The 20968-nt window shown below is 63.2% G+C and carries 19 protein-coding genes; 6 read left to right on the top strand and 13 right to left on the bottom strand.

The genetic code is table 11. From position 1 onward, the window contains the following. Positions 1-25 precede the first annotated feature (25 nt). Positions 26-349, top strand: a complete 324-nt coding sequence (locus FB466_RS00990; RefSeq protein ID WP_141915131.1) for a hypothetical protein — start codon at positions 26-28, stop codon at positions 347-349. Between the two features lie 242 nt (positions 350-591). On the opposite strand, the gene FB466_RS00995 is transcribed toward FB466_RS00990, so the two are convergent. After that, positions 592-1593 carry a GDSL-type esterase/lipase family protein gene (locus FB466_RS00995; RefSeq protein WP_141915132.1) on the bottom strand — a complete coding sequence of 334 codons (1002 nt, stop codon included), beginning with the start codon at positions 1591-1593 and terminating at the stop codon, positions 592-594. A gap of 234 nt (positions 1594-1827) precedes the next feature. Between FB466_RS00995 and FB466_RS01000 the strand changes: the two genes are divergently transcribed. Together FB466_RS01000 and FB466_RS01005 are read left to right on the top strand one after the other, a co-directional pair. Then, a complete protein-coding gene (locus tag FB466_RS01000; RefSeq protein ID WP_141915134.1) occupies positions 1828-2508 on the top strand; it encodes a DedA family protein in 681 nt (226 codons plus the stop codon). A gap of 20 nt (positions 2509-2528) precedes the next feature. Beyond that, a complete protein-coding gene (locus FB466_RS01005; RefSeq protein ID WP_141915135.1) occupies positions 2529-3611 on the top strand; it encodes a DUF2207 family protein in 1083 nt (360 codons plus the stop codon). Positions 3612-3635: 24 nt separating this feature from the next. Here the strand turns inward: FB466_RS01005 and FB466_RS01010 are convergent, their stop codons facing one another. The 3 genes from FB466_RS01010 to FB466_RS01020 form a co-directional block, all read right to left on the bottom strand. Next, entirely contained in the window at positions 3636-7076 is a 3441-nt protein-coding gene (locus tag FB466_RS01010) for a SpaA isopeptide-forming pilin-related protein (protein ID WP_141915137.1), read from the bottom strand. Continuing rightward, positions 7070-7993 carry a class C sortase gene (locus FB466_RS01015; protein WP_141915139.1) on the bottom strand — a complete coding sequence of 308 codons (924 nt, stop codon included), beginning with the start codon at positions 7991-7993 and terminating at the stop codon, positions 7070-7072. The genes FB466_RS01010 and FB466_RS01015 overlap by 7 nt, the downstream gene beginning before the upstream one ends. A 122-nt stretch (positions 7994-8115) precedes the next feature. Continuing rightward, complete coding sequence (locus FB466_RS01020) at positions 8116-9735, bottom strand: SpaH/EbpB family LPXTG-anchored major pilin (protein WP_170205966.1); 1620 nt, start codon at positions 9733-9735, stop codon at positions 8116-8118. Positions 9736-10691: 956 nt separating this feature from the next. Between FB466_RS01020 and FB466_RS13340 the strand changes: the two genes are divergently transcribed. Then, positions 10692-10892, top strand: a complete 201-nt coding sequence (locus FB466_RS13340) for a hypothetical protein (RefSeq protein ID WP_170205967.1) — start codon at positions 10692-10694, stop codon at positions 10890-10892. A gap of 117 nt (positions 10893-11009) precedes the next feature. On the opposite strand, the gene FB466_RS01025 is transcribed toward FB466_RS13340, so the two are convergent. The 4 genes from FB466_RS01025 to murI form a co-directional block, all read right to left on the bottom strand. Continuing rightward, complete coding sequence (locus tag FB466_RS01025) at positions 11010-11927, bottom strand: cation diffusion facilitator family transporter (protein ID WP_141915140.1); 918 nt, start codon at positions 11925-11927, stop codon at positions 11010-11012. A gap of 95 nt (positions 11928-12022) precedes the next feature. After that, positions 12023-12613: a non-canonical purine NTP pyrophosphatase gene (locus FB466_RS01030; RefSeq protein ID WP_141915142.1), complete on the bottom strand. Its 591-nt coding sequence runs from the start codon at positions 12611-12613 to the stop codon at positions 12023-12025. Continuing rightward, the gene (rph, locus tag FB466_RS01035; RefSeq protein ID WP_141915143.1) at positions 12610-13365 is read right to left on the bottom strand and encodes a ribonuclease PH; all 756 of its coding nucleotides are present in this window, start codon (positions 13363-13365) and stop codon (positions 12610-12612) included. The genes FB466_RS01030 and rph overlap by 4 nt, the downstream gene beginning before the upstream one ends. 55 nt (positions 13366-13420) lie before the next feature. After that, positions 13421-14248 carry a glutamate racemase gene (gene murI / locus FB466_RS01040; RefSeq protein ID WP_141915145.1) on the bottom strand — a complete coding sequence of 276 codons (828 nt, stop codon included), beginning with the start codon at positions 14246-14248 and terminating at the stop codon, positions 13421-13423. Positions 14249-14314: 66 nt separating this feature from the next. On the opposite strand from murI, the gene FB466_RS01045 reads away from it, so the two are divergent. After that, a complete protein-coding gene (locus tag FB466_RS01045; protein ID WP_211344728.1) occupies positions 14315-15610 on the top strand; it encodes a nicotinate phosphoribosyltransferase in 1296 nt (431 codons plus the stop codon). Between the two features lie 123 nt (positions 15611-15733). Beyond that, a complete protein-coding gene (locus FB466_RS01050) occupies positions 15734-16159 on the top strand; it encodes a hypothetical protein (protein WP_141915148.1) in 426 nt (141 codons plus the stop codon). A gap of 70 nt (positions 16160-16229) precedes the next feature. On the opposite strand, the gene FB466_RS01055 is transcribed toward FB466_RS01050, so the two are convergent. Genes FB466_RS01055 through FB466_RS01075 form a run of 5 tightly spaced genes read right to left on the bottom strand, consistent with a single transcriptional unit; the run spans position 16230 to position 20894 of the window. Continuing rightward, on the bottom strand, positions 16230-17762 hold the full coding sequence (locus FB466_RS01055; protein WP_170205970.1) for an FAD-dependent oxidoreductase: 1533 nt from the start codon (positions 17760-17762) through the stop codon (positions 16230-16232). After that, entirely contained in the window at positions 17746-18615 is an 870-nt protein-coding gene (locus FB466_RS01060) for an FAD:protein FMN transferase (protein WP_141915152.1), read from the bottom strand. The genes FB466_RS01055 and FB466_RS01060 overlap by 17 nt, the downstream gene beginning before the upstream one ends. After that, entirely contained in the window at positions 18608-19135 is a 528-nt protein-coding gene (locus FB466_RS01065; RefSeq protein ID WP_246054484.1) for an FMN-binding protein, read from the bottom strand. The genes FB466_RS01060 and FB466_RS01065 overlap by 8 nt, the downstream gene beginning before the upstream one ends. 42 nt (positions 19136-19177) lie before the next feature. Next, positions 19178-20323 carry an acyl-CoA dehydrogenase family protein gene (locus FB466_RS01070; RefSeq protein WP_141916735.1) on the bottom strand — a complete coding sequence of 382 codons (1146 nt, stop codon included), beginning with the start codon at positions 20321-20323 and terminating at the stop codon, positions 19178-19180. A 25-nt stretch (positions 20324-20348) separates the two neighbouring features. Next, on the bottom strand, positions 20349-20894 hold the full coding sequence (locus FB466_RS01075; protein WP_141915154.1) for a prepilin peptidase: 546 nt from the start codon (positions 20892-20894) through the stop codon (positions 20349-20351). Positions 20895-20968 lie beyond the last annotated feature (74 nt).

Genomic DNA, 20968 nt, shown 5'->3' on the forward strand with positions numbered 1-20968 from the left:
CCCGACAATTCGCTAGGCTCGCCCCATGGAATACTTTGGTCTCATTGCGGCCGCGGCTGCGGTTCTGGGTGTTGTCTTTCTCGTCATGCGCACGGGAAAGCTCGTGAAAGAGGGCGTCGAGGCGACCGCGCTCATCGTCTCTGCCCGGTCCACAGCCCAGGTCACCGGCTCACGCCCGGTCGTCGAGTTCACGCTCGACTTTACCGACCCCCACACCGCAGAGCAGCACCATATCGTCGTACGCGAACCGCTCTCCCCCCTCTACGCCCCCCACATGCAGCCCGGGATGACCGTCCCCATCAAGTTCATGCGTAACAACCCCAAAAATCTGATGTTTGTACACAACTAACCGGCCCGACTCCTCACCACGCCCACACGCATCCCCGAGTGTGCTCGGGCACCGGAACTCGCGCTACCCCTCCTGACCCCGGGTCGGTCATGACCTCACAAATGGAAACTCCGTGACTCGCGAAGAGCCTCGGCGCATCAACGTGGGACACGAGAAGGCCTCCTCCTCGGTGATGTTAGATACCACCAATCGTGGAGGCCCTCTCCCTACCCATCAGTAACCAACGTCATGGCCGGGTACACCTAGTGGCGCACGCCGCTGCCCGTTATGTGCTCCTGCGCAATTTCCGCGAGCAATTGAGCCCCCGCCAGATTGGGGTGCACCGCGTCGGTAAAGTACTGTGGCGCGTGGCGTGTGGGGGCATTGTTGTCAATAATTGTGACGTCGGAGAAGGCATCCGTACTGACGGCGGCAAGGATCTCCCGAATCACCAGGTTAACGCCAACATCTGTAATACCGTAGATCCCCGAGGACTGCACGGCGGGCGGCAGGACCACGTAAACGGTGGGGGCGCTGGGCAGGCTACGATACGCATCAATCAGGGCACGATAGTCGGCGACCAACTCGTAACCGTAACGCCAGTTCTCTGCCTTACTATCGTTGGTACCCAACTGGAGCAGGACCACGTCAGAATCGGCTTGAAGGCTCTCGGCGTAGAGCGGATCGTTCACATAGGGCGCGTTTCCCCGGGTGAGGGCGGTTGTGCCGGAGGCACCGTATCCGCTCACCGAGAATCGGTCGCCCAACAGCGCACCGAGCTGAGCGGGGTAGCAGTCCTCGGTCTCGTTGGGGAGCCCGTACCCCATGGTGATACTGTCACCAATGGCGGCCACCGAAACCGTATGACCGGGTTCAAAAACGCGGATGTGGCCGGTCACCGGTTGACCATCCGCCAGCAGTGTGCCCGAAATCGTGTGGATTCCCGGCGACACGAGGGTGCCCGCAAAAACGGGTGACCACCGCACGGGGCGGGACTCGTAACTGCCATCAGCGTTCAGGGTCGTCACGGTGCTGGGCAGCTCGGCCGCAACCCCAAACGGGGTGACCACCGTGACATCCTGCACCCGGATGGTATACAGCTTTTCGGCGGGAGGTAACGAGGTGGGGCTGCTCAGGGTGGCCTGAGCAGCCGACAGCCCGGTCCAACCACTCAACCCCCAGATCATCACCAGCACGCCCGCGGCGGCCAACAGCGCACTCCCGACGGCCAGGCCACGCCAACGCGTGTGAGTGGTGGATGACATGGGGCGGGATCCTGTAACTGGGGTGTCGTCGGTATAGAGGGGGGTCCGGTGATCGCTCACAGACCAGCGGCGTGAGAGAACTCTGGACACATTATTCCATGACGGGAGGCGCGCGGCGGCTCAGCGCACCCGATAGTGCACCTCCGGACGCAAGGAACTTTCCCGGGAAGCCATCGGTACACTGGGTGGCGGCCCACATCGCCCACCCCCCCCAACGGAAAAGAGGACACTCCCGTGTATCCAGCCCTGCTCGGCATTGACTGGCTAGACCCCGAATGGCTCATCAGCTGGTTTGGTCCCTTTGTGCTGGTCGGCGTGTGCGCCATCGTGTTTTTGGAGACCGGCGTCCTGGTGCTCTCGTTCCTGCCCGGTGACTCCCTGCTCTTCACGGTGGGCCTCTTCACCGCAACGGGGGTGATTCCCTACCCCATCTGGGTCGTCGCCCCGCTCATCTTCCTCTCGGCCTTCGCCGGTGATCAGCTGGCGTATACGCTCGGTCGGCGCATCGGTCCCTCCATCTTCAACCGGGAAAAAAGCCGATTCTTCAACCCCGAAAACGTGGAACGTACGCACGAGTTCTTCGAAAAGTACGGTGGAAAGGCGATCATCATCGTCCGCTTCCTGCCCATCTTCCGCGCCTTTGTCCCCGTCGCCGCTGGCGTGGGCAAAATGCCCCGCCGCCACTTCGCAGCCTACAATGCCATCGGCGCTTTCCTCTGGGCCATTGGCGTCACCCTGATCGGTTTCTTCCTCGGCCAGATCGAGTTTGTCCGCAACTACTCCGAGTACTTCATTATTGCGATGGTGCTCATCCCCGGCATCCCGATCCTCATCGAGATGTACCGGGGTTTCCGCTCGACGATGCGCAAGCGGGCCGCGGCCGCGGCCGAAGCTTCGCGTACGCCCGAGGTCTAACCCCCGGGTAGCATCGGAACATGCTCATCTTCGCCCTGGTGGTGGCCGCGCTGTGTGCGGCTTACGTGTTTCTTGTCGTGCGCACCGTGCGCCGCATCCGACGACTGGGCGGGGGATTTATCGTGCAGTACCTCCCCATCAAGGGGATGCCGCTGAGCGACGCCGCGATTCTCACTCGCCGAGACAAGAACGTGGCCGCTGCCACCCTGATCGACCTCACGGTGCGCAAAAAGATTCGCATCCTCGCTCCGCCCACCCCCCGCGAACCGGTGTCGGTCGAGTTTCTCAACGGCAGCGAACTCCACCCCGACGAGGCCGCCATCATGGAGGCGCTCTTTGGCCGCCCCGGCTTTGGCCAACCCGTGCGCCGCTTCACCCGGGAAAACCGACAGCTCGCCCGCGCCCTGCGGGAGGTGCTGCGCACCGGACAGAGCCGACTCACCCGCCTCGGATTTGTGCGGCGAGGTGGCAGCGCACTGCGGCCCCTGCTTGTCGCCCTCGGGTGGGGTGGGCTGCTGCTCGGCGGCCTCGGCCTACTGGGTGCCCTCGTGGCACTGCAGCCCGTCGCCATCGTGTTGTTCCTTCTCACCACGGTGGCGTGCATCGTTACCCTCACACAGATCCCGCCGACCTGGCGGGTATTCCGCGAGTCTGCCGCGCCCTACCGCGACCACCTCAACGGCCTCTACGACTACATCACACTGGCCGAGGCCGACCGCTTCCGCGTGCTCCAGAGCCCCCAGGGTGCACTCCAGGTTCCGGTGGAATCGGGGATACCCAACAGCGGGCACCCCGTCACCACCTACCTGCTCAACGAGCGTCTCCTCCCCTACGCAGTACTCTTTGGCCACGGCAAGGAATGGCTCGACAAGCTGCGCGTGGATGCCGCGGTGGTGGAACAGTACAGCGGCCTCGACCTGTCGGGTACTGGGCTTGGCGATCTGGCGGAGGCCACGGCGCTGATCACTAACCTCGCCCACATCTTTGACTCCCTTGAGCTTGCCGACTTTGGCGACCTGGCCGGATCCATCGGGGATGTTGTGGGCGAGGTTGACGGCGGTGTGCTGGGTGGTGTCTTCGACGGTTTTGGCCTCGACCTGTAGCCGACCCCCGAGCGAGGGAGCCTCCTACTCCACGGTGATTCGGCGCGCCTGAACCTGCACCCGGCGTATCGCCCACCCCGCGGCACCGGCAAGAAGCAGGGTGCCGAGCAGCGTCATCCACCGTTGCCCACCACTACCACCGGACTCGGGAAGCTCCGTGCTGCCCGGGTCGCGGACCACAATCGTGTGTGCCCGTTGCGACGCGTCCCAGTCATCCGTGACCCGAATATACGGGCTGTGTCCCCTCTCCAGCGTCAGGGAACCGTCAATGGCAACCGTAAACTCCACCATCTCTGCCATCAGCTGGAATCCCGACGGTGCCCTCGTTTCGGCCAGCCAGTACGTGCCCGGCATGAGCTCGGCCCGAAACCAGCCCATCTGCCGGTCGGGGGCGCTCGTGTTCGGGTTGGTGATCTCGGCGGGGAAGGCCACTACCGGCGCGTCACGGTTGGGAGTTCCCGGGGTAACCGGTGATGTACCGTAAACCGCCCACGATGACCCGCTCATGCCGACCTCCCGACTCGTCGTCGATTCGCCGGTCTTCCACAGGTACACACTGCTGGGCAGCCGAGGAGTCCACCATACCCAGGGTGTTGGCATCACCGCCTGACCGCTCACGATCACGCCGCCTGGATCACTCGCCAGGGAGGTCTTGGTGTTGTTCGACGGAACCCAGGCGATAGCGGAGTCCGGATACTTCCAGTCCCCGTTCGCCTCGGTCGGTGTGGGCCGCGGCTCAACAAGCCTGACCTTTGTGGTGACTTTTCCACCGACCAGAGAGAGTCCGGTCAGCTTCTGACCGGCGACAACGGCCACCTGTGTGCCGACGGCCGGAATCGAGATATCAACCAGCGAGTCGCCCGTGAGGAGTTCCTCACCCGGGTTAACGTAGGCCGTCACCACAATCTCCCCACCGGCCGTTTGTGGGTTGGGGTCTGGAGAAATATTGAGCCCCAGTCGATAGGTGTAGCATCCGATCTGTGTGGGCGCGGACCCCTCCCAACTGACGTAGACCTCAACCCCACCGACCACATGTCGGGGAACCTTCACGGCATAATACGGTTGACCATTTTCGGTGCGGATATCGGCGGCGGTCACGGACACCGCCTGCGATTTGCCCACCCCACTACCGAGTGCCGGGTCACCAAAATACACGATGCCACGCGCCGCAGCTGCGGGTATCTTCAGGATTTCCTCGGCACGATCATCCGCCCATCCCGTCACCGTTCCACCCACCTTGTCCACGTTAAGCCACTGCGGATCAACATCACAGGTGTACGTGTTCGGGATGGTGTAGAACCGCACGTCACCCGCCGGTACATTGCGACTCACCGTCACGTTGCCGGTCGATGTTTCCACCCGGGCGGTGGCCGAGACGGGGTACTTCCACGCATGGGCACCATCGTTGGCGGAGGGAGTCGGTGCCGTCAACTTAACCCGCGTTACTGCCGATGCCGGGGTGCCGGAGGCGAACGGAACGCCCGTCACCGTGGCCCCGGACCCAAGAATCAGCGCGGGAGAGCCACCGGACACGGCGGAGATGCCAAAGTCGGCGACCGATTGCCCAAGATAAGGTTGCTCTTTCGGGTCGTACACCGAGGTGGTCACGTCAACGGCCTGGGTCGTCCGCGCGGGCGACGGGGCCGAAGCGACTTTCAGGCCAACCGTGTAGGTATAGCATCCGGTGCGCGTCCAGGTGCCACCGTTATCCCACTTTACATAGACCGGCGTGGGCCCGGCAACGTGTGCTGGCACATCACCGCGCAGCACGTTGACACCCGCGTTCGACACAACCCGCGTGTTCAACGCCAGCTGATATCCCGCCGCTCCCTGGGTCTGCGTCGCCGGGTTTCCGAAGGCGATCTGACCACTCACCGGAACGGTGCTGGGTACGGTGACCCACGTGGTTGCGGGGGTCCCCGACACACCAGTCAGAACTCCCGGCGTGAGGAATGAGGCCAAGCCGCGACCCACCTGTGTGCCGTTTCCCCACATGGAGGTATTGCCTGCCTTCGCCCCCGCGGCCCCGTACCCGGTGGCCACCTCGGTGGCACCGCTGAGCACTGGGCCGGTGAAAGTTCGATAGATGGTGTTGGCGTTACCTGCCCCCAGCTGCAGATTGACCGCGTTGGTCCCCGCCGTATAGACCCCGCCAGCAGTTGTCACGATGGTTGCCGTTTGTGTGCCCCCAGAAACCTGTTTTACCCCGGTGACCCCTGTGTTCTGCGGCGTCGTCCGGGGAAGCCCCTCGGCATCGAGGATTCCTAGTTGGCCGTAACTGTTGTTTCCCCAGGAATAGAGCACACCACCGGTCGTGACCGCGTAGGAGGAGGCCCAGGCCGCGCTCACCTGCTTAACCCCCGTCATGATCTGCGTCACTCCGGCCCCGGAGGAAGTATTTGATCCGTCGCCGAGACGTCCCGAGCTTCGCATCCCCCACATGTACAGCACACCGGTCGAGGACACCGCCCCCGCGTGCTGGTATCCGGCACTCACCTGGGTGATGTTCGACAGGCCCGATAGTGCGGTCAGGGTCCCGCCGCCGACACCAGCCAGCGATCCATAGTTGTTATACCCCCACCCGTAGACGACACCGGTCGTCGAGACGGCCAGCGAGAAATCGTGTCCCGCACTGATGTTGATAAATTTTACGCCAGCCGGAGCCTGCACCTTGAGCGCCGTGTTTTGACCATTGGGAACAACGGTGATGTTACCTTGACCGAGTTGCCCCGAGTTATTTGTTCCACCCCACGCGTAAATATCGCCATCACTGGACAGCGCAAGAGCGTGACGTGACCCCGCACTGACCTGCACAAACGTTGCGGTAGACGGCAGGGTCGTCACGCGTTCTGGATAGTACTTTGCCATGTAGTCGGTGTTGGTCGGATTACCAGAAATCCCTATCCCCAGCTGACCGTAGCGGTTACCACCCCAGGCCCACACTTTGCCAGCGCTATCGATGGACAGACCAAAATTGCTGGCATCACCGTCAACATACTTCGCGAGCGAGAGGGTTTCCAGATATCCGGTTCTGTACTCGACAGAGGTTACGGGTGTGGGCAGGTAGACAAAGTGCCCGTTGGCCGCACCCACATCCGTTGGTACCCCGTTGTACCCCAGAACGGTTCCCGAACGCGGATCAGATATACCGTAGGAATTGTTTTTCCCGAATCCATACGTGTTGGGAGCGGTACAGAGGTTGTTATAGGGCCAGTCCGAGGCTGCGGCCGGCGAGATCTCAAGCCCAGTGCCCGCCGTATCAGCCACCACAGACTCCGACACCGAGTCTTTCCCGGCGGTATCGCCCTCGGGCTCGGCCATCAACGGCGTCTGAGGTGTAGTGGTGGTGGCCGCAGAAGCAACCGTTCCGGAGGTTACCAGTGAGATGACCAGCGTGATCCCCACGACCGACAACATCTTTCGGGCGGCGCGCTTCCTCCGTGTATTTCTCTGAGTTCTCAACATCTCGTCTTCCTTCTCCACGTGGCTCGCCGGCCCTTTTCGAGCGGCGGGGCCGCGCCCTCTTGAGCCCTGTTATCAACGCGAGTTAGCACACCCCACACCACCGTTGGAACTCCACCGGCCACCACAATCCACCACGGAAAATCTGGGCTGTATTCGGTTGCCGCGATATCGTTCATCAGTTCTTCGGCGGCGGGGCCGTCAATTCGTGTGCCCCGCACGAGCAACCGATGGGAATTCACCCCGGTTGGCGTGCAGGTCAGTAGCGTCAGGTAGTCCTCGCCGGCAACCTGACGGAGCATCTCACCGGAGTACGTCGGTTCAACAATCTCGATGCTGTCCACCCGGTAGTAGAAGCGTTCCCCCAGCACATCGGAGAAGAACACATCTCCTTTCCGCAGACGGTCAAGTTCGGTAAACAACTGTGACGTCACGCGACCGGAATGGGCCGTAATCACCGAGTGACTGGACGGCCCACCCACCGGCAGCGCCGAACCGTGCAGATGACCGGCACCCTTTTCGAGCGTGTCAGCCTCGGTTCCATGCCGGATCGGCAGAGAGACGTCGATGCGGGGAATCTCGATCCACCCCATCGGGACGCCGGGACCCAGGTTCAGCTGTTGGCCGTACGTTTCCAGGTCGTCCCGAAGGTCAACGAACTGCCCACTATCGGACAGCATGTAGGGATCCCGCAGCGGACCGCTCGGCAGGTGCATATTGTAGTCCCGGGCTGAGTCGATCAGTTCCGCAATCTCCGCCTCGCTCAGTTCGTCAACCTGGGTGTCGTAGGACCCGTGCTGAGCGCTCACTCCCAGTGTAGAAAACCAGTTCGCGATGTTCGGAAACAGGAGCACCAGCACACCGATCAGCGCAACGAGCGTAATCATGACGCGCTGCACAATCGCAGAACTGGCTCTCATGTGTCGTGTGTCTCTCAGCTTGTGGTGGTGCCGGTGTGAGGGCCAAACTCTGCACCCTCACACCGGCCTCAACCGCGTCACCCCGTCAGGGGCTTTCCAGCGGTACCGGCGGTTATCGACAGTTACTCAGCCGCAACATTCCTGCGACGGACGCGGTGGATGATCATCACCGTTGCCCCACCGAGCAGCGCGACACCGCCGAGGAGGAACAGGACGGTTCCGGTCCCACCGGTAAAGGGCAACTCGAGCCCGCCGCCACGCTTGACGTTCTTCACCGTCATATCCGTGTTTGCGTGTGTGCCGGAAACAACCGTATCCTTCGTGATCTCGAACGGGATGGCTTCCGTGAGCAACTCGAAATCGCGTGGTGCCGTGACCTCAACCAGCCAGTAGTGGTTCCAACGAGGATCGCCAGCGGTCAGCTGGGTGTCCTCCGCGAAGTCAGAATAGCGAAGATCCATGGTGCACGAGGTGGGATCGCCGGAGCCGGCCATGTCACACACGGCACCGGTGTCGGCCACTCCGGTCACCGGGTTACCCGTTTCAGTGAAGTCCGGTGTTGCCGAGTGCGAGTAATACACCTTGAATATGGCACCGGTGAGCGGCACATTCTGGGAATCGGTCTTGTTGACCGTTACCTCGCCAAACTTTGCCTGACCGGGAGGGGTGGTCACCTCCTCAGTTTCGGTTGACGAACCGGGCTTGTTGACGATGATTTTTGCATCGTTGGTGATGACTCCCACGTAGTCGTCCTCCAGAACGGTGTTGAAGTGCACCAGAATCGTCTTGCCGTAGTGATTGGGCGTTCCGTTAATCTTGGCGAGTCCCGCAGCGGTGAGGGTTGCTGAGACGGTGTTACTCGGCCCGTCAACCGTGACGGAGAAGTCAGTCTCCGGCACCAGCGAAATATTCGACGTGACGGGGCTCTGCCAGGTTGTACCGATCTGCATCGTAACGGCACCGGGGGCAGCAACATCCGGTGCCAGCTCGGGTGCCAGGGTGTCCGTGAACCTCATGATTGTCACCGGATGGGTGATGTCGCCGGGGATCGTCGTCCGCAGTTCCCAGGCCATCTTGTCACCGGGCTTCGGAGTCTCCGTATCAAGGGGCACCTTGACGCTGTCATCTTTAATATTTTTTGGATACACAAAAACGTCGTACATCCAGTTATCAAGCTCCACCGGATCCGTCATTGGGGCGGTCACAAAGAACGGTTCCGAGGCCTTATAGCCCGCAGGAACGTTGGTCTCCACAACGTAGTAGAGACCAAGATCAAGACCTGTCCACGTGATAACGCCAGTTCCGTCACGACCAGTGGTGACCGGGCTACCGATGCGATTGAGGGTGACCCCGGGCTGGGCCTCCACGGCGGTTTTTGCCGGATGCGCCGTGGTTGCCGCAATGAGAGTCTCAAGATACTGCCAGCCCTCATTCTTCGTCAGATTTAAATTTGAGTGGTTGACCTTGTAAATCTCAAAAACTGCACCGTCCAACAAGACCGAATTTGTTGTCGGCGCAACGCCGTTTTCTATGCCACTCCCCTGCGCGGGAACCGCCGGCACTTCGGCCGCAGGTGTTCCGTACTTCGTGAGTGTGATGCTGCTCTTTCTGGTGGGATCAATATTGTACGGATCCAGTGATGCCGCGGAAGCGGTTCCAGCAAGTCCGACGACGGCTACCGCGCAAGCGGCCAACATCGCCGCGGCACTGCACCACCTGCGGCCTGTGGGATTGTTTTTCATGGTTACCTTTCGTTGTCCTGCTCTTGTTTTTCTCAAATCACTTTGGGATTTAAGAAAGTTCGCTACAAACGTCATACCGCTCACTCTGGAGACAGCGAGACGCTCGACATCTTCTTTTCCCCGACAACCGCCGGGCTCAGTGGGTTGGCAAGACCAACCCACTATCAAATGAATACCGTTCTCCAGGTCTCCGAAGGCCTGCACCCGCTCGCGGCAGGGAAGCGTCGTCACACTATTCGGGTTGACGCCCCGCGTCACAGAAGTTTCACGCGGTAAGAACGAAACGCAAACGCCGAAATATACCCGCACGCATCACAACCCAAACGACCGTGTATGCCTCCGAGATAAGGTCATCACTCCGCATAACGGAGATAACGGAGATAACGGAATTCTGCCCGACCCACGGTTTCACGCGCCTACTTTTCCGTAGTCACGGTAATTGTTTTACCGTACGGCAGCATAAAGCATCCAGCCGAATCGCCCGGAATATTACCTAGTGGACGACGCGTGTGATGATTTACCGATTTATACGGCGGAAGATCAGCCGGTCACCGGCACACCTGCCCACCGCTACTTCGTATTCCCCGCTGTACGGCCAGACTTTCTCTGCGCGGTTCGCTCCGCCAGGCCATATCTCATTTCACGCCTCATGGCGCTCCCCCTTTTTTGTTATAACAAAGTAACTACAGCCTCAGACAGACCGAGCAATTCTCCCAAAAATTGCGATCATACAGCCATATAACTTAGGAGACAGCACACAAAATATTGTGTTGTGGGCCATCAAAAATCCTCACCGGATACACCAGATCAATGCGTAGGCAACACCGATGATCGAGAACTAAGCTCCGCTGCACGCGAAATAAAACTAATAGACCACAGTTTACTCAGTCCGCGTGCTAACATGGATTATTTCCCCCTTAGCGCGTTTCAGACTCGACTCGAAATATCCCGGCCTAATGCAGATTCTTACCATCATTACTCTCCCCCAAAGAGACATTTTTATGCAAACCTTGCGCGATGTCAACCACGATACTGACCTCATCGTGAATGCCAATAGTGATCGCATGATCCCCGCAAAAGTTTCTGTTTCCCCTATGGTAGACAATATTTCTTTTACGCGCAAACAATCCGAACATCGAGATCCTGATTGTCGCTAATTCGTCTCTTCCCATTCACCGAGCACGGTCAGGCAACGGGCGGCGACAGGCCCGATTCGGCATCCGAAAGCCGAAAGGATCAGACCCACCAACTCACCAGCACCGAGGTAACACCACCTAATCGTGCCGGTGTCCCTCGTGTGCGGCGTGCGTCTCGGGCTCCAGCTGAAAGGTGGAATGCGCCACATCAAAGTGCTCAGCGAGACACCCGTCGAGCCGGTCAAGCAGCGCGCCGGTGTCACCGCGCTCAAACACTGCAGCCTCCACCACCACATGCGCGCTGAATACGGGCTGTCCCGACGTGATCGACCACACGTGTACGTCGTGCACATCCACGACGCCGGGTGCGCGCAGCACGTGCTCGCGAATCTCGGCGATGTTGGTATCGACGGGGGCCGACTCGGAGAGCACACGAAAAACATCCCGAAGCAGAAAGAGGGCCCGCGGGGCAATCATCGCGGCAATCACGAGCGAGGCGATGGCGTCGGCCGGCATAAAGCCCGTGGCCCAGATGACCAGCCCGGCCACAATCGCGGTGACCGAACCGAGAAAGTCGCCAAAAACCTCCAGATACGCGCCGCGGAGGTTGATGGTGTGAGTGGAGGCCGGCCGCAGGATGAGCAGCGCCACACAGTTGGCGACCAGCCCAATCACGGCCACGACCAGCAGGGGGCCGCTCGCGACCTCCACCGCAGTGGGAACAACGAGCCGCTCAATCGCGGCAATCGTGATGCTCACGGCAATGGCCAGCAGCAGAACTCCGTTGAGCAGCGCGGCAAAGACCTCCACCCGCCGATAGCCAAATGTGTGCCTCTGGGTGGCCGGGCGGGCGGCAACCACCGTCGCCACGAGCGCGATGATGAGTCCGATGAGGTCCGAGAGCATATGACCGGCGTCGGCCAGGAGCGCCAGCGAACCGCTGAACGCCGCACCCACCACCTCGGCCAGGAGGACGCTGCCGGTAATACAGATGACAACAATGAGTCGGGTCTTACCCGAACCATCATCAACGCGGGGAGTGTGATCGTGTGCCATAGCCCTTTCGACCCTACGCACTCCGTGCAGCCAAATCTAGGCGGTGCGCCCTATAGGAAATGATTCCGGTTATCTATTAGGAGTTGCGCGGGTGGCTAGCCCAGCATCTCGACCACAACAGGCGCAATTGCCCGGAATGCGCGCGAGCGGTGCGAGAGCGCGTTCTTCTGCTCGGGGGTGAGTGCGCCGGCCGAGCCGGGGGCATCGTCCGGCGCAAAAATCGGATCGTAGCCAAAACCACCGTCGCCGTCGATGGCGCGCAGCACCCGCCCCGGCCAGATCCCCACCTCGGCGTGCTCACGGCCGTCCGGCAGCACCAACGCCGCGGCGCACACAAATTGTGCGGCGCGGTGCGGGTCAGCCACATCGCTCAGCTGCCACAACAGCAGGTCCAGGTTGGCCCGGTCATCCCGAGCGGGCCCACCCCATCGCGCCGAAAAAATACCGGGCGAGCCACCCAGAATGTCCACACTAATACCCGAATCGTCGGCCAGCGCGGGCAGCCCCGTGTGAGCGGCCGCGGCACGAGCCTTGATGAGCGCGTTCTCGGCAAACGTGAGACCGTCCTCGACGGGTTCGGGGCCGTCATACCCGATCAGCTCGACCCCGCCAAGCCCGGGGGCCATGATGCTGCGCAGCTCGCCCAGCTTGTGGGCGTTGTGACTCGCCAAAACAACCTGCGTCATCGCGACTCCGACTCGGCCGTGTTCGCCAGCGCGGCACGCTGAAACTCGGTCAGGTCTACGGCCCCGGCCAGTGCCAGGTCAAGGAGGTTGTTGAGTTCGTTGCGATCAAACGGGGCCCCTTCGGCAGTGCCCTGCACCTCGACAAACAGGCCGCGGCCCGTCACAACCACGTTCATATCGGTCTCCGCACGGGAATCCTCGCGGTATTCCAGATCGAGGCGGGGCTCCCCATCCACAATTCCCACCGAAACGGCGGCGACGCTGTCAATCAGCGGCGTAGCCTTCTTAGCGATAAAGCCGTGGGTACGACCCCACTCAATCGCATCAACCAGGGCCACGTAGGCCCCGGTGATCGCGGCGGTGCGGGTGCCGCCATCGGCCTGCAACACGTCACAGTCGATCACGAGGGTGTTCTCACCCAGTGCCTTCATATCAACAACCGCACGCAGGCTGCGGCCAATCAATCGTGAAATCTCGTGGGTGCGCCCACCCACCTTGCCCTTGATCGACTCGCGAGCCATCCGGTCGTTGGTGGAACGCGGCAACATGGCGTACTCGGCCGTAACCCAGCCCTTGCCCTGGCCCATCATCCATCGGGGCACCCCATTGGTGAAGGATGCGGTACAGAGCACCCGCGTGCGGCCACACGAAATCAGTGCCGAGCCCTCGGCCTGATCGCTCCACCCCCGCTCAATCGTCACGGGGCGCAGCTGGTTGGCGGTTCGCCCATCGGGGCGCAGTGTATCGGTCATCAGAACAGTCTCTCTCGTGGATAGTGTACGAATTACGGGGAACGGACGGGATGGGCTACGGCTCACGGGACAGGGAAGAATGCGCACCGGTCTGCACCAGGTCAACCCCCGGGATATCCGCACCCAACAGGCGACGGGCGAGGGGCAGGAAGGCGTCGGCGGTGTCCCCCGTGGACTCGTAGCGGTATGTGGGTGGCGCACCGTCGGCGCGCAGCAGATCCTGCTCGACGAGTACCCGGTACACGTCGTTGGCCGTCTCGATATCGCTCGACACAAGCGCCACCCCCGGGCCCATCACGCGGCTAATCGCGCCGCGGAGAAAGGGGTAGTGGGTGCAGCCCAGCACGAGCGTATCAATATCCTGCTCGCGCAGCTCGTCCAGGTAGCCCCGAGCCACCTCGTCCAGCTCAGCGCCCGAGGTGACCCCGGCCTCCACGAACTCCACAAAGCGCGGGCAGGCCCGGGTCAACAGGGTGATGTCGCTACGGATACTGAACAGATCATCATAGGCCCGCGAATTAATCGTGCCCACCGTACCGATCAGACCCACCCGGCGGTTACGCGTGATCGCGACCGCGCTACGCACCGCAGGTTGGATGACCTCCAGAACGGGTACGTCGTACCGCTCATGCGCATCCCGCAGCATCGCGGCCGAGGCCGTATTGCACGCGATCACGAGCATCTTCACCCCCTGCTCAACCAGGTCATCCAGAACCGCGAGGGCGTACCCGCGCACATCGGCGATGGGTTTGGGCCCGTACGGGGAATGCGCGGTATCCCCCACATAGATGATGGATTCCTGGGGCAGCTGGTCTCGCACGGCGCGGGCCACCGTGAGGCCGCCGACTCCCGAGTCAAAAATCCCAATCGGCAAGTTATTCACGAGGGACAGCCTACCCGCTGCGTTTCCCGGGCCGGGTTTCCCGAGGCCAACCGGTACACTTGCGCCGTGATCGCTTCTTCAGCACTGCTCACCGACCGCTACGAACTCACCATGGTGGATGCCGCCCTCACGGCCGGTACCGCCCACCGTCGCTGCGTTTTTGAGGTCTTTACCCGCCGCCTCTCCGGCGCACGACGCTACGGCGTTGTCGCCGGAACGGGCCGCCTCCTCGACCTCGTGGAGCGGTTCCGCTTCGATGATGCGGAACTCACCTGGCTGCGCGACAACAGCGTGGTGAGTGGGCACACCCTCGACTGGCTGGCCAACTACCGTTTCACGGGCACCATCTCCGGTTACCCGGAGGGCGAGGTATTCTTCCCCGGCTCCCCCGTGCTCACGGTCGAAGGCGGATTCGCCGAGTGCGTCCTCCTCGAAACGCTCGCCCTGAGCGTGCTGAACTACGACTCGGCAGTCGCCACAGCGGCCTCGCGGATGGTCAACGCCGCGGGCAACCGCCCCGTGACCGAGATGGGCTCGCGCCGCGCTGGCGAGCACTCGGCCGTCGCCGCCGCCCGCGCCGCCTACATCGCCGGGTTCGCCGCCACCTCCAACCTGGAGGCGGGTCGCCGCTGGGCCGTGCCCACGATGGGCACGGCCGCGCACGCGTTCACGCTCCTGCACGATAGCGAGGAGGAGGCCTTCCGCGCCCAAATCAACACGCTCGGCACCGACACCACTCTGCTGGTGGACACCTACGACATCCCGACGGCTGTCGAGACCGCCATCCGCGTGGCAGGACCCGGCCTGGGGGCGGTACGCATAGACTCCGGCGACCTGCCCGTCGTGGTCGCCCAGGTGCGCGCCCAACTCGACTCGCTCGGGGCGCGGGACACCCGAATCACCGTGACCAACGACCTGGATGAGCACGCCGTCGCGGCGCTCGCGGCCTCCCCCGTTGACTCCTACGGTGTGGGCACCTCGGTGGTGGTGGGCTCCGGCTCGCCCACCATGGGGATGGTGTACAAGCTCGTTGCGCACACCAATGACGCGGGAGAATGGATTTCGGTGGCAAAAAAATCCGTCGATAAGGCCTCCGTGGGGGGCCGCAAGCAGGCCTACCGCAGCCTGGATGCGTGGGGCACGGCCCGCAGTGAAATCGTTGCTCTCGATGCCCACCAGATGCCCGGCGAGCGGGCGCTGCTCGTTCCGCTTCTCGTTCAGGGTGAAATTGATGAGCAATTTCGCGGCGCGGCGGGGGTGCAACGGGCACGCGAGCAGCACGCGAGCAGCGTGGCAGAACTCCCCGCGGAGGCCATGCGGCTGACGCGCGGCGACCCGGTGCTGCCCACGGTATACCGCTAACCCCTATCCGCTTCTCCGAGACCTCGGAACCGGCGCAGTCTCATCCCATTGGTACAGTACTGACTGGCGCTCGCCCTTATGGCGACCTCTGCACACACCGACACCTACGGAGAAAACACACTCATGACGTTCACGACGAAAACCATCAGCGCGCTCGCCATCACGGGCATCACCCTGAGCGCACTGGTTGGCTGCGCCTCCCAGTCCACGGCCGCCGCCTGCCTCTCCCTCGGTGCCGATCTGGCCCCGTTGCAGGCCGAACTCGCGGAGACGACAGCCGCGAGCACCAGTGACACTGACAAACTCGCCGACATGATGAGCAAGGTAGCCAAGAGCTACAGTGAAGCGGCCGGCAAGGTGAGTAACGAAGAGGTGCGCGCAGCCGCCAACGGACTCACCACCGCGATGGAGGATCTTGCCCAGGTCTACCGGGATGCTGACGGCGAATTCATGAATATTGACTCCGAAAAAATTGGCACGGTTACCGAGGGCATGACCGAAGACCTCACGGCCCTGAGCGACCTCTGCGGCGCAGACTTTATGCAGTAAGAGCACCTCTCTCGGCACTCCTCGTGAGGTCCCCGCACGCTGGTGCGGGGACCTCACGATCGTTAACGGGTTAGTAGCCCAGAAACGCGTCGGTGTGTATGTGTCGAACGCCCCGGGCTCGGAGACTTACCCGCAGATCGGCGACCATCGCAGGCGGACCGGAGAGGTAAGCCCGCCGAGCGGCCAGGCCAGGGACGGTTTCCGCCAACAAATCGCCGGTGACCCGCCCGGGGCCGCCGTAGGTCCACCCGGCAGGCAGCGGCTGGGGGCTCTCCGGGCCGTAGGCGATCACGGGAACGCCGCACTCGACCAGTTCATTGGCGTAGGCGAACTCCCGCGCGCTACGCGCGCTGTAGACGAGCACCACATCGCGGCGCAGGCCGCGGACCGCGTCCGCCCGCAGCTGGCTGACGCACGGGGTGATACCGATGCCACCCGCGACCAGAAGCACGGGCACAGTGGTGTCGCGCGGCAACACATAATCGCCCCACACGCCCGTGGCCGAGAGGGTCGTGCCCGGGGTGAGGTCGCGCAGGGCCGCCTTCGCGCTGCTCGGGCGATCAGGGATACTCATGGCCACCGTCACCAACCGAGGACGTCGAACCGGGGCAGCAGCCGGGGCAACGTCCGGGGCTGAGGTGAAGCTCACAATGCGGCGCGTACCCCGGGCATCCGGCCGACGGTGCGGAACCGTCAACTCCAGATACTGACCAGGCACATACCCCAGCGGACGGGTCGGCCGGAAAACAAACTCGGTTACCGAGGGGCTGAGCGCTCGGCTCCCCTCGTAGGTGAGGCGAATGCCAACCCGACCCACCCACACCGCAGCGGCCAGGTTAACCAGCACGAGCATCAACTCGGGGCTGTTGTAGAGCGGTCCCAGATGAAACGGTACGGCCACGAGGATGCCGCCGACGGCTGCGAGCACAATCTCCTGGTATCGACGGGCGGGCAGGGTCAACGGCTCGCTCAACATAAACCCGGCCACAAAGAGGTAGGGGTAGCTCATCAGCACGGTACTCACGGCGGCCCCCACGTTGACCCCAGCAACAATCTGCACCGCCGAGCCCGTGGTCACCGCAACCGCCACGAAGGTGAGGGCCAGCGGCAGACGGCGCGTGCGGTAGAGCACCAGGAAGGAGGCCACAACGACGTAGGGAAAAAGGTAGGGCGTGGCCAACCACCACACGGCGGCGGTCAACTGGGTCAACCCGCCGATGAAGGCCGCCGCCGCAGCCGGGTTAAAGAGGTGTCGTCCGCGCCAGGCCAGGATGTACTTGGAGAGGCTCGCAACCACCCCCACGAGAGCTACGCGCCACAGCTGGTTGGGGTCTGCGCTAGGCCAGAAGAGGAAGAAGATGAGCATCCCGGTAATGGCCGCGGACTCCCACTGGGCGGTGGCCCGGAAGATCCGGGCGAGCACAGCGCTGGACAGCACCGTGGCCGTGACTGCAACGGCGGCGGAAAGCGCGAGGTCGATGGGGGTATAGAGAAGCAGGCCGAGAAACGAGTACCCAAAACTCACCACCCAGAGAGCGAGCAGCAGCACGAGCACCACCCGGTACATGCTCAGGCGACCGAGCAGGCTAGCGAGCTGGCGCACTCCGAAACACCTCCCCGGGGAGGGTGGGCGAAAGCTCCACGCGGCCATCGGTGAACATCCGCACGTAGTCACACGCGAACTCGGCGGCCAGTGTCTCTCCCGGCACGCTAAACAGCGCGGTCGCGAGGCCGTCGGCCACGGCCGGGTCGGCGGCGAGAACCCAGGTGGCGGCGACGGTGGTCACGGGAAGACCGGTGCGGGCATCCAATATGTGGTGGAGTCCGTCGCCCCACGCGCGGCGATTGGTGGCGGAGGCGCACAGCGCGCCGTCACCCAGCTCAACAACACCAATGGCCTGACCCGGCTGGAAGGGGTGTTCCAGCCCCACCCGCAGGCTCGTCCCGCGGTTCGCGAGGTCGCCGCTCGCGTCCACGGTGTAGTCGGTGTGCCCGGCCGCATCAAGCGCGCGAGCGAGGAGGCCCGCAAGACAGCCCTTCCCGGCAGCCCCGATATCAAGGACGACGGGGGCATCCGCCGCAAGGGTGGTGCCCGACCAGCGCACCGAGGAATCCCAGGGGCGCGGGGCGGGTGCACCGCTCAGCGGCGTGAGCCGGTAGCCGGGGCCGTACCCCCAGTGTTCGAGGGCAGCCCCCACGATGGGGCTCAACGCCCCCTCGGTCAGGCGGTACAACGCACGATACAGTTCTGCGAGGGCAGCGGACTCCGGCGGCAGCGTCACCTCACCGGGTGCGTTGCGCAGGCGTGAGACTGTGCTGTCGCTGCGGAACCGGGACCAGGCCGCATCAAAGTCCCCGGCGATTCGCCGGATGGCGCCCCTCTCGGCCCCGGACAGCGGCAGTGGAGTGTCCACCTGCCACGGTGCCCCGATGGCGTCGAAGGCGAAGCTAGGCACGGGCCTCCGACTTGATCGAGTCGAGCGCCTCGGTGAAACCGATGCTCGTCAGCGACGAGCCCGCAAGCTTGTCGATACTGATCTCATCCAGGTTTTTCCCCACCACGGCCCCCTCAAGTGCCGAGATGAACTGTCCTTGGTACTGCTTCGAGCTGGGGTTGGTAGCATCGCTCGTAAGGGAGACCTCGGTGACGGTACCGCCAGCGAGAGTGACCTCCAGCGTGATGTTTTCCTGGCCCGCGGGGCTCTGGTAGCTACCCTCGGCCGTGTAGGTGCCGTCACTGTATTCGGTGCCCGCATCGCCCGCGAGGGTGTCGGTTGAGCCGTCGCCAGCACCGGAGGAGGAGGCATCTGTCGTGGGCTGCGGGGGCGTCGCCGCGCTGTCCTCAGCCTCGGCAGCGCAGCCCGCGAGAGCTCCAGCCAAGCTCAGGCTGGCGGCCAGGGCGAGGGTTGTGTGGGTGGTTCGTCGAGTCAGCATGGGGCGTCCTTCTCCGGTGAAATCTGTTGTTCGTTCAAGCATCAGTGACCAGGCTATGTGCGGCCTGAGTAAGCCCGCAACACACTATGACGTTATGGGTCCCAGGTAGGCATCCGCAAATGTGCCGTGCGCCGACTCGTCGTCAGAGGGGTGGAACAGTCCGGCGACCACGTCGCGGTAGAGCCGCGTCAATTCGGCGTCGTTGCGGTAGGAGCCACCACCGCTCACCCGGATGGCGGCATCTACCACGCGACGCGCCGTCTCAGTGGCGCGAATTTTGGGTCCGACAAACAGCGGGAACCAGGCCGGACCGTGGTCAGCGAGGGCGTCAACATCACGCGCCGAGGCAAGGATCTGCGGGCGCACCGCCGCCTGCTCAATCGCGGCCGAGGCGATGCGCCAGCGGATATTGGGGTCGTTGGCGTAGACCTCTCCCGTCTTCTTCGAGCGCCGCGTGGTAACGGTCTCGACCGCAAGCCGGAGGGCACGGTCACCGAGCCCGGCGTAGACCGAGGCGAGCAACAGCTCGAAGTTGGCAAAGATTGCAAACGGCAGCAGGTCGGCGCTCGGGCCAACGGGAAGGATACGGATGATGCGGTCGGCGGGAACAAAAACGTTGTCAAGTACGGTGCTGCGGCTCTGCGTGGCACGCATCCCCAGTGGGTTCCAGTCGTCGGAAATCGTATACCCGGAGGTCTCCCGCGTGATAAAGCCGTACACAAGTTTCGGATTCTCCGGGTCGCTGTTGTCGCGACCAAAAATTCCCAACCGCGTCCAGGCGGGTGAGAGCGACGTGAATATTTTGGTACCCGTGAAGCGGTATCCGCCAGGGGTCGGCGTGGCGACCGTGTCGGAGTCGAAGAGCACCGAGTCGTTTCCGGCCTCGCTAATACCGAAAGCGAAGATCTCACCGGCCGCAGCCTCCGCCAGCAGCCAGTCGAGGGAGGTGTCACCACGGTCGCTGAACGCCCGAGCTACCCCCGTCCACACGAGGTGCATATTGATACCGAGAGCCGTCGCGGGGGCGGCCGCGGCCAGCCGCATCTGAAGTTGCGCAACCTCTTCGAGTCCGAGATTGAGCCCGCCGAGTTTCTCGGGGGAAAACAGGCCAAGATAACCCACCTGGGCGAGCTCTTCGAGATCTTCGGTGAAAAACTCGTTGCGGGCATCGTACCCCGCCGCCCGGTGTCGGATACGCTCCAGAAGCTCGTCGGACAGAATGGTCTGCATCGTTGTTTCACTCACCCCATCAACACTACGCCGGTGCGGTGTATGCCGGGGGCTGCATCCCCCACGCGAGCCCGGCCACGAGCCACAGGCCGGCGAGGAGGGCGGGGCCGAGCGGGATTCCGGCACCATCAGCTCCCCGACCACCCGGCTGCACCCGATCGCCACCCCCGGGCATCTGCCCGCAGCCAGCAGCAGCCAGCCGGCTCCCCAGCGCCCAGATGCCGCCCAGTACACAGCCGACCGCGAGCCCGGCCACCGCTGCACCCCAGGAGTGCAGGCCCAGCGCACAGGCGATCAGACCGGCCAGCTTAGCGTCACCCATCCCGAGGCTGCCGAGGGCGGCGAGCACCCCCAGACCCAACAGGGCTACCGCTCCGGCGACCGCGGAGGAGAAGGGGAACGGGCCACCCAGTACGAGGGCGAGGAGCCACGAGGCGGCGGCTACCGGATAGCCGGGCAACACGAGCAGGTTGGGCAGTCGCCGCTCACGCAGATCGCTCATCGTGAGCGGAAGAGTCACGACGGCGAGGTAGGCGTAGAGCGGCAGAGCGGCGAGGGTGAGCGGTGACATGCCCTCACGGTAGGGCGACGGCCAGCCCGGCGCACACGGTCATCCACAGGTTACCGCGATCTGCCCGCACGGTG

It is taken from the genome of Klugiella xanthotipulae (assembly GCF_006716695.1).
In the GTDB taxonomy this organism is placed as follows: Bacteria; Actinomycetota; Actinomycetes; order Actinomycetales; family Microbacteriaceae; genus Klugiella; species Klugiella xanthotipulae.

Excerpts from the sequence above, each read along its gene's own strand:
- FB466_RS01015 (WP_141915139.1), bottom strand. The coding sequence starts at position 7,993 with ATGAGAGCCAGTTCTGCGATTGTGCAGCGCGTCATGATTACGCTCGTT.
- FB466_RS01030 (WP_141915142.1), bottom strand. The coding sequence starts at position 12,613 with ATGACGCAGGTTGTTTTGGCGAGTCACAACGCCCACAAGCTGGGCGAG.
- FB466_RS01065 (WP_246054484.1), bottom strand. The coding sequence starts at position 19,135 with ATGCTTGAACGAACAACAGATTTCACCGGAGAAGGACGCCCCATGCTG.
- FB466_RS01005 (WP_141915135.1), top strand. The coding sequence starts at position 2,529 with ATGCTCATCTTCGCCCTGGTGGTGGCCGCGCTGTGTGCGGCTTACGTG.
- FB466_RS13340 (WP_170205967.1), top strand. The coding sequence starts at position 10,692 with ATGCAGATTCTTACCATCATTACTCTCCCCCAAAGAGACATTTTTATG.
- FB466_RS01010 (WP_141915137.1), bottom strand. The coding sequence starts at position 7,076 with ATGTTGAGAACTCAGAGAAATACACGGAGGAAGCGCGCCGCCCGAAAG.
- FB466_RS01070 (WP_141916735.1), bottom strand. The coding sequence starts at position 20,323 with ATGCAGACCATTCTGTCCGACGAGCTTCTGGAGCGTATCCGACACCGG.
- FB466_RS00990 (WP_141915131.1), top strand. The coding sequence starts at position 26 with ATGGAATACTTTGGTCTCATTGCGGCCGCGGCTGCGGTTCTGGGTGTT.
- FB466_RS01050 (WP_141915148.1), top strand. The coding sequence starts at position 15,734 with ATGACGTTCACGACGAAAACCATCAGCGCGCTCGCCATCACGGGCATC.
- FB466_RS00995 (WP_141915132.1), bottom strand. The coding sequence starts at position 1,593 with ATGTCATCCACCACTCACACGCGTTGGCGTGGCCTGGCCGTCGGGAGT.
- FB466_RS01020 (WP_170205966.1), bottom strand. The coding sequence starts at position 9,735 with ATGAAAAACAATCCCACAGGCCGCAGGTGGTGCAGTGCCGCGGCGATG.
- FB466_RS01075 (WP_141915154.1), bottom strand. The coding sequence starts at position 20,894 with ATGTCACCGCTCACCCTCGCCGCTCTGCCGCTCTACGCCTACCTCGCC.
- FB466_RS01025 (WP_141915140.1), bottom strand. The coding sequence starts at position 11,927 with ATGGCACACGATCACACTCCCCGCGTTGATGATGGTTCGGGTAAGACC.
- rph (WP_141915143.1), bottom strand. The coding sequence starts at position 13,365 with ATGACCGATACACTGCGCCCCGATGGGCGAACCGCCAACCAGCTGCGC.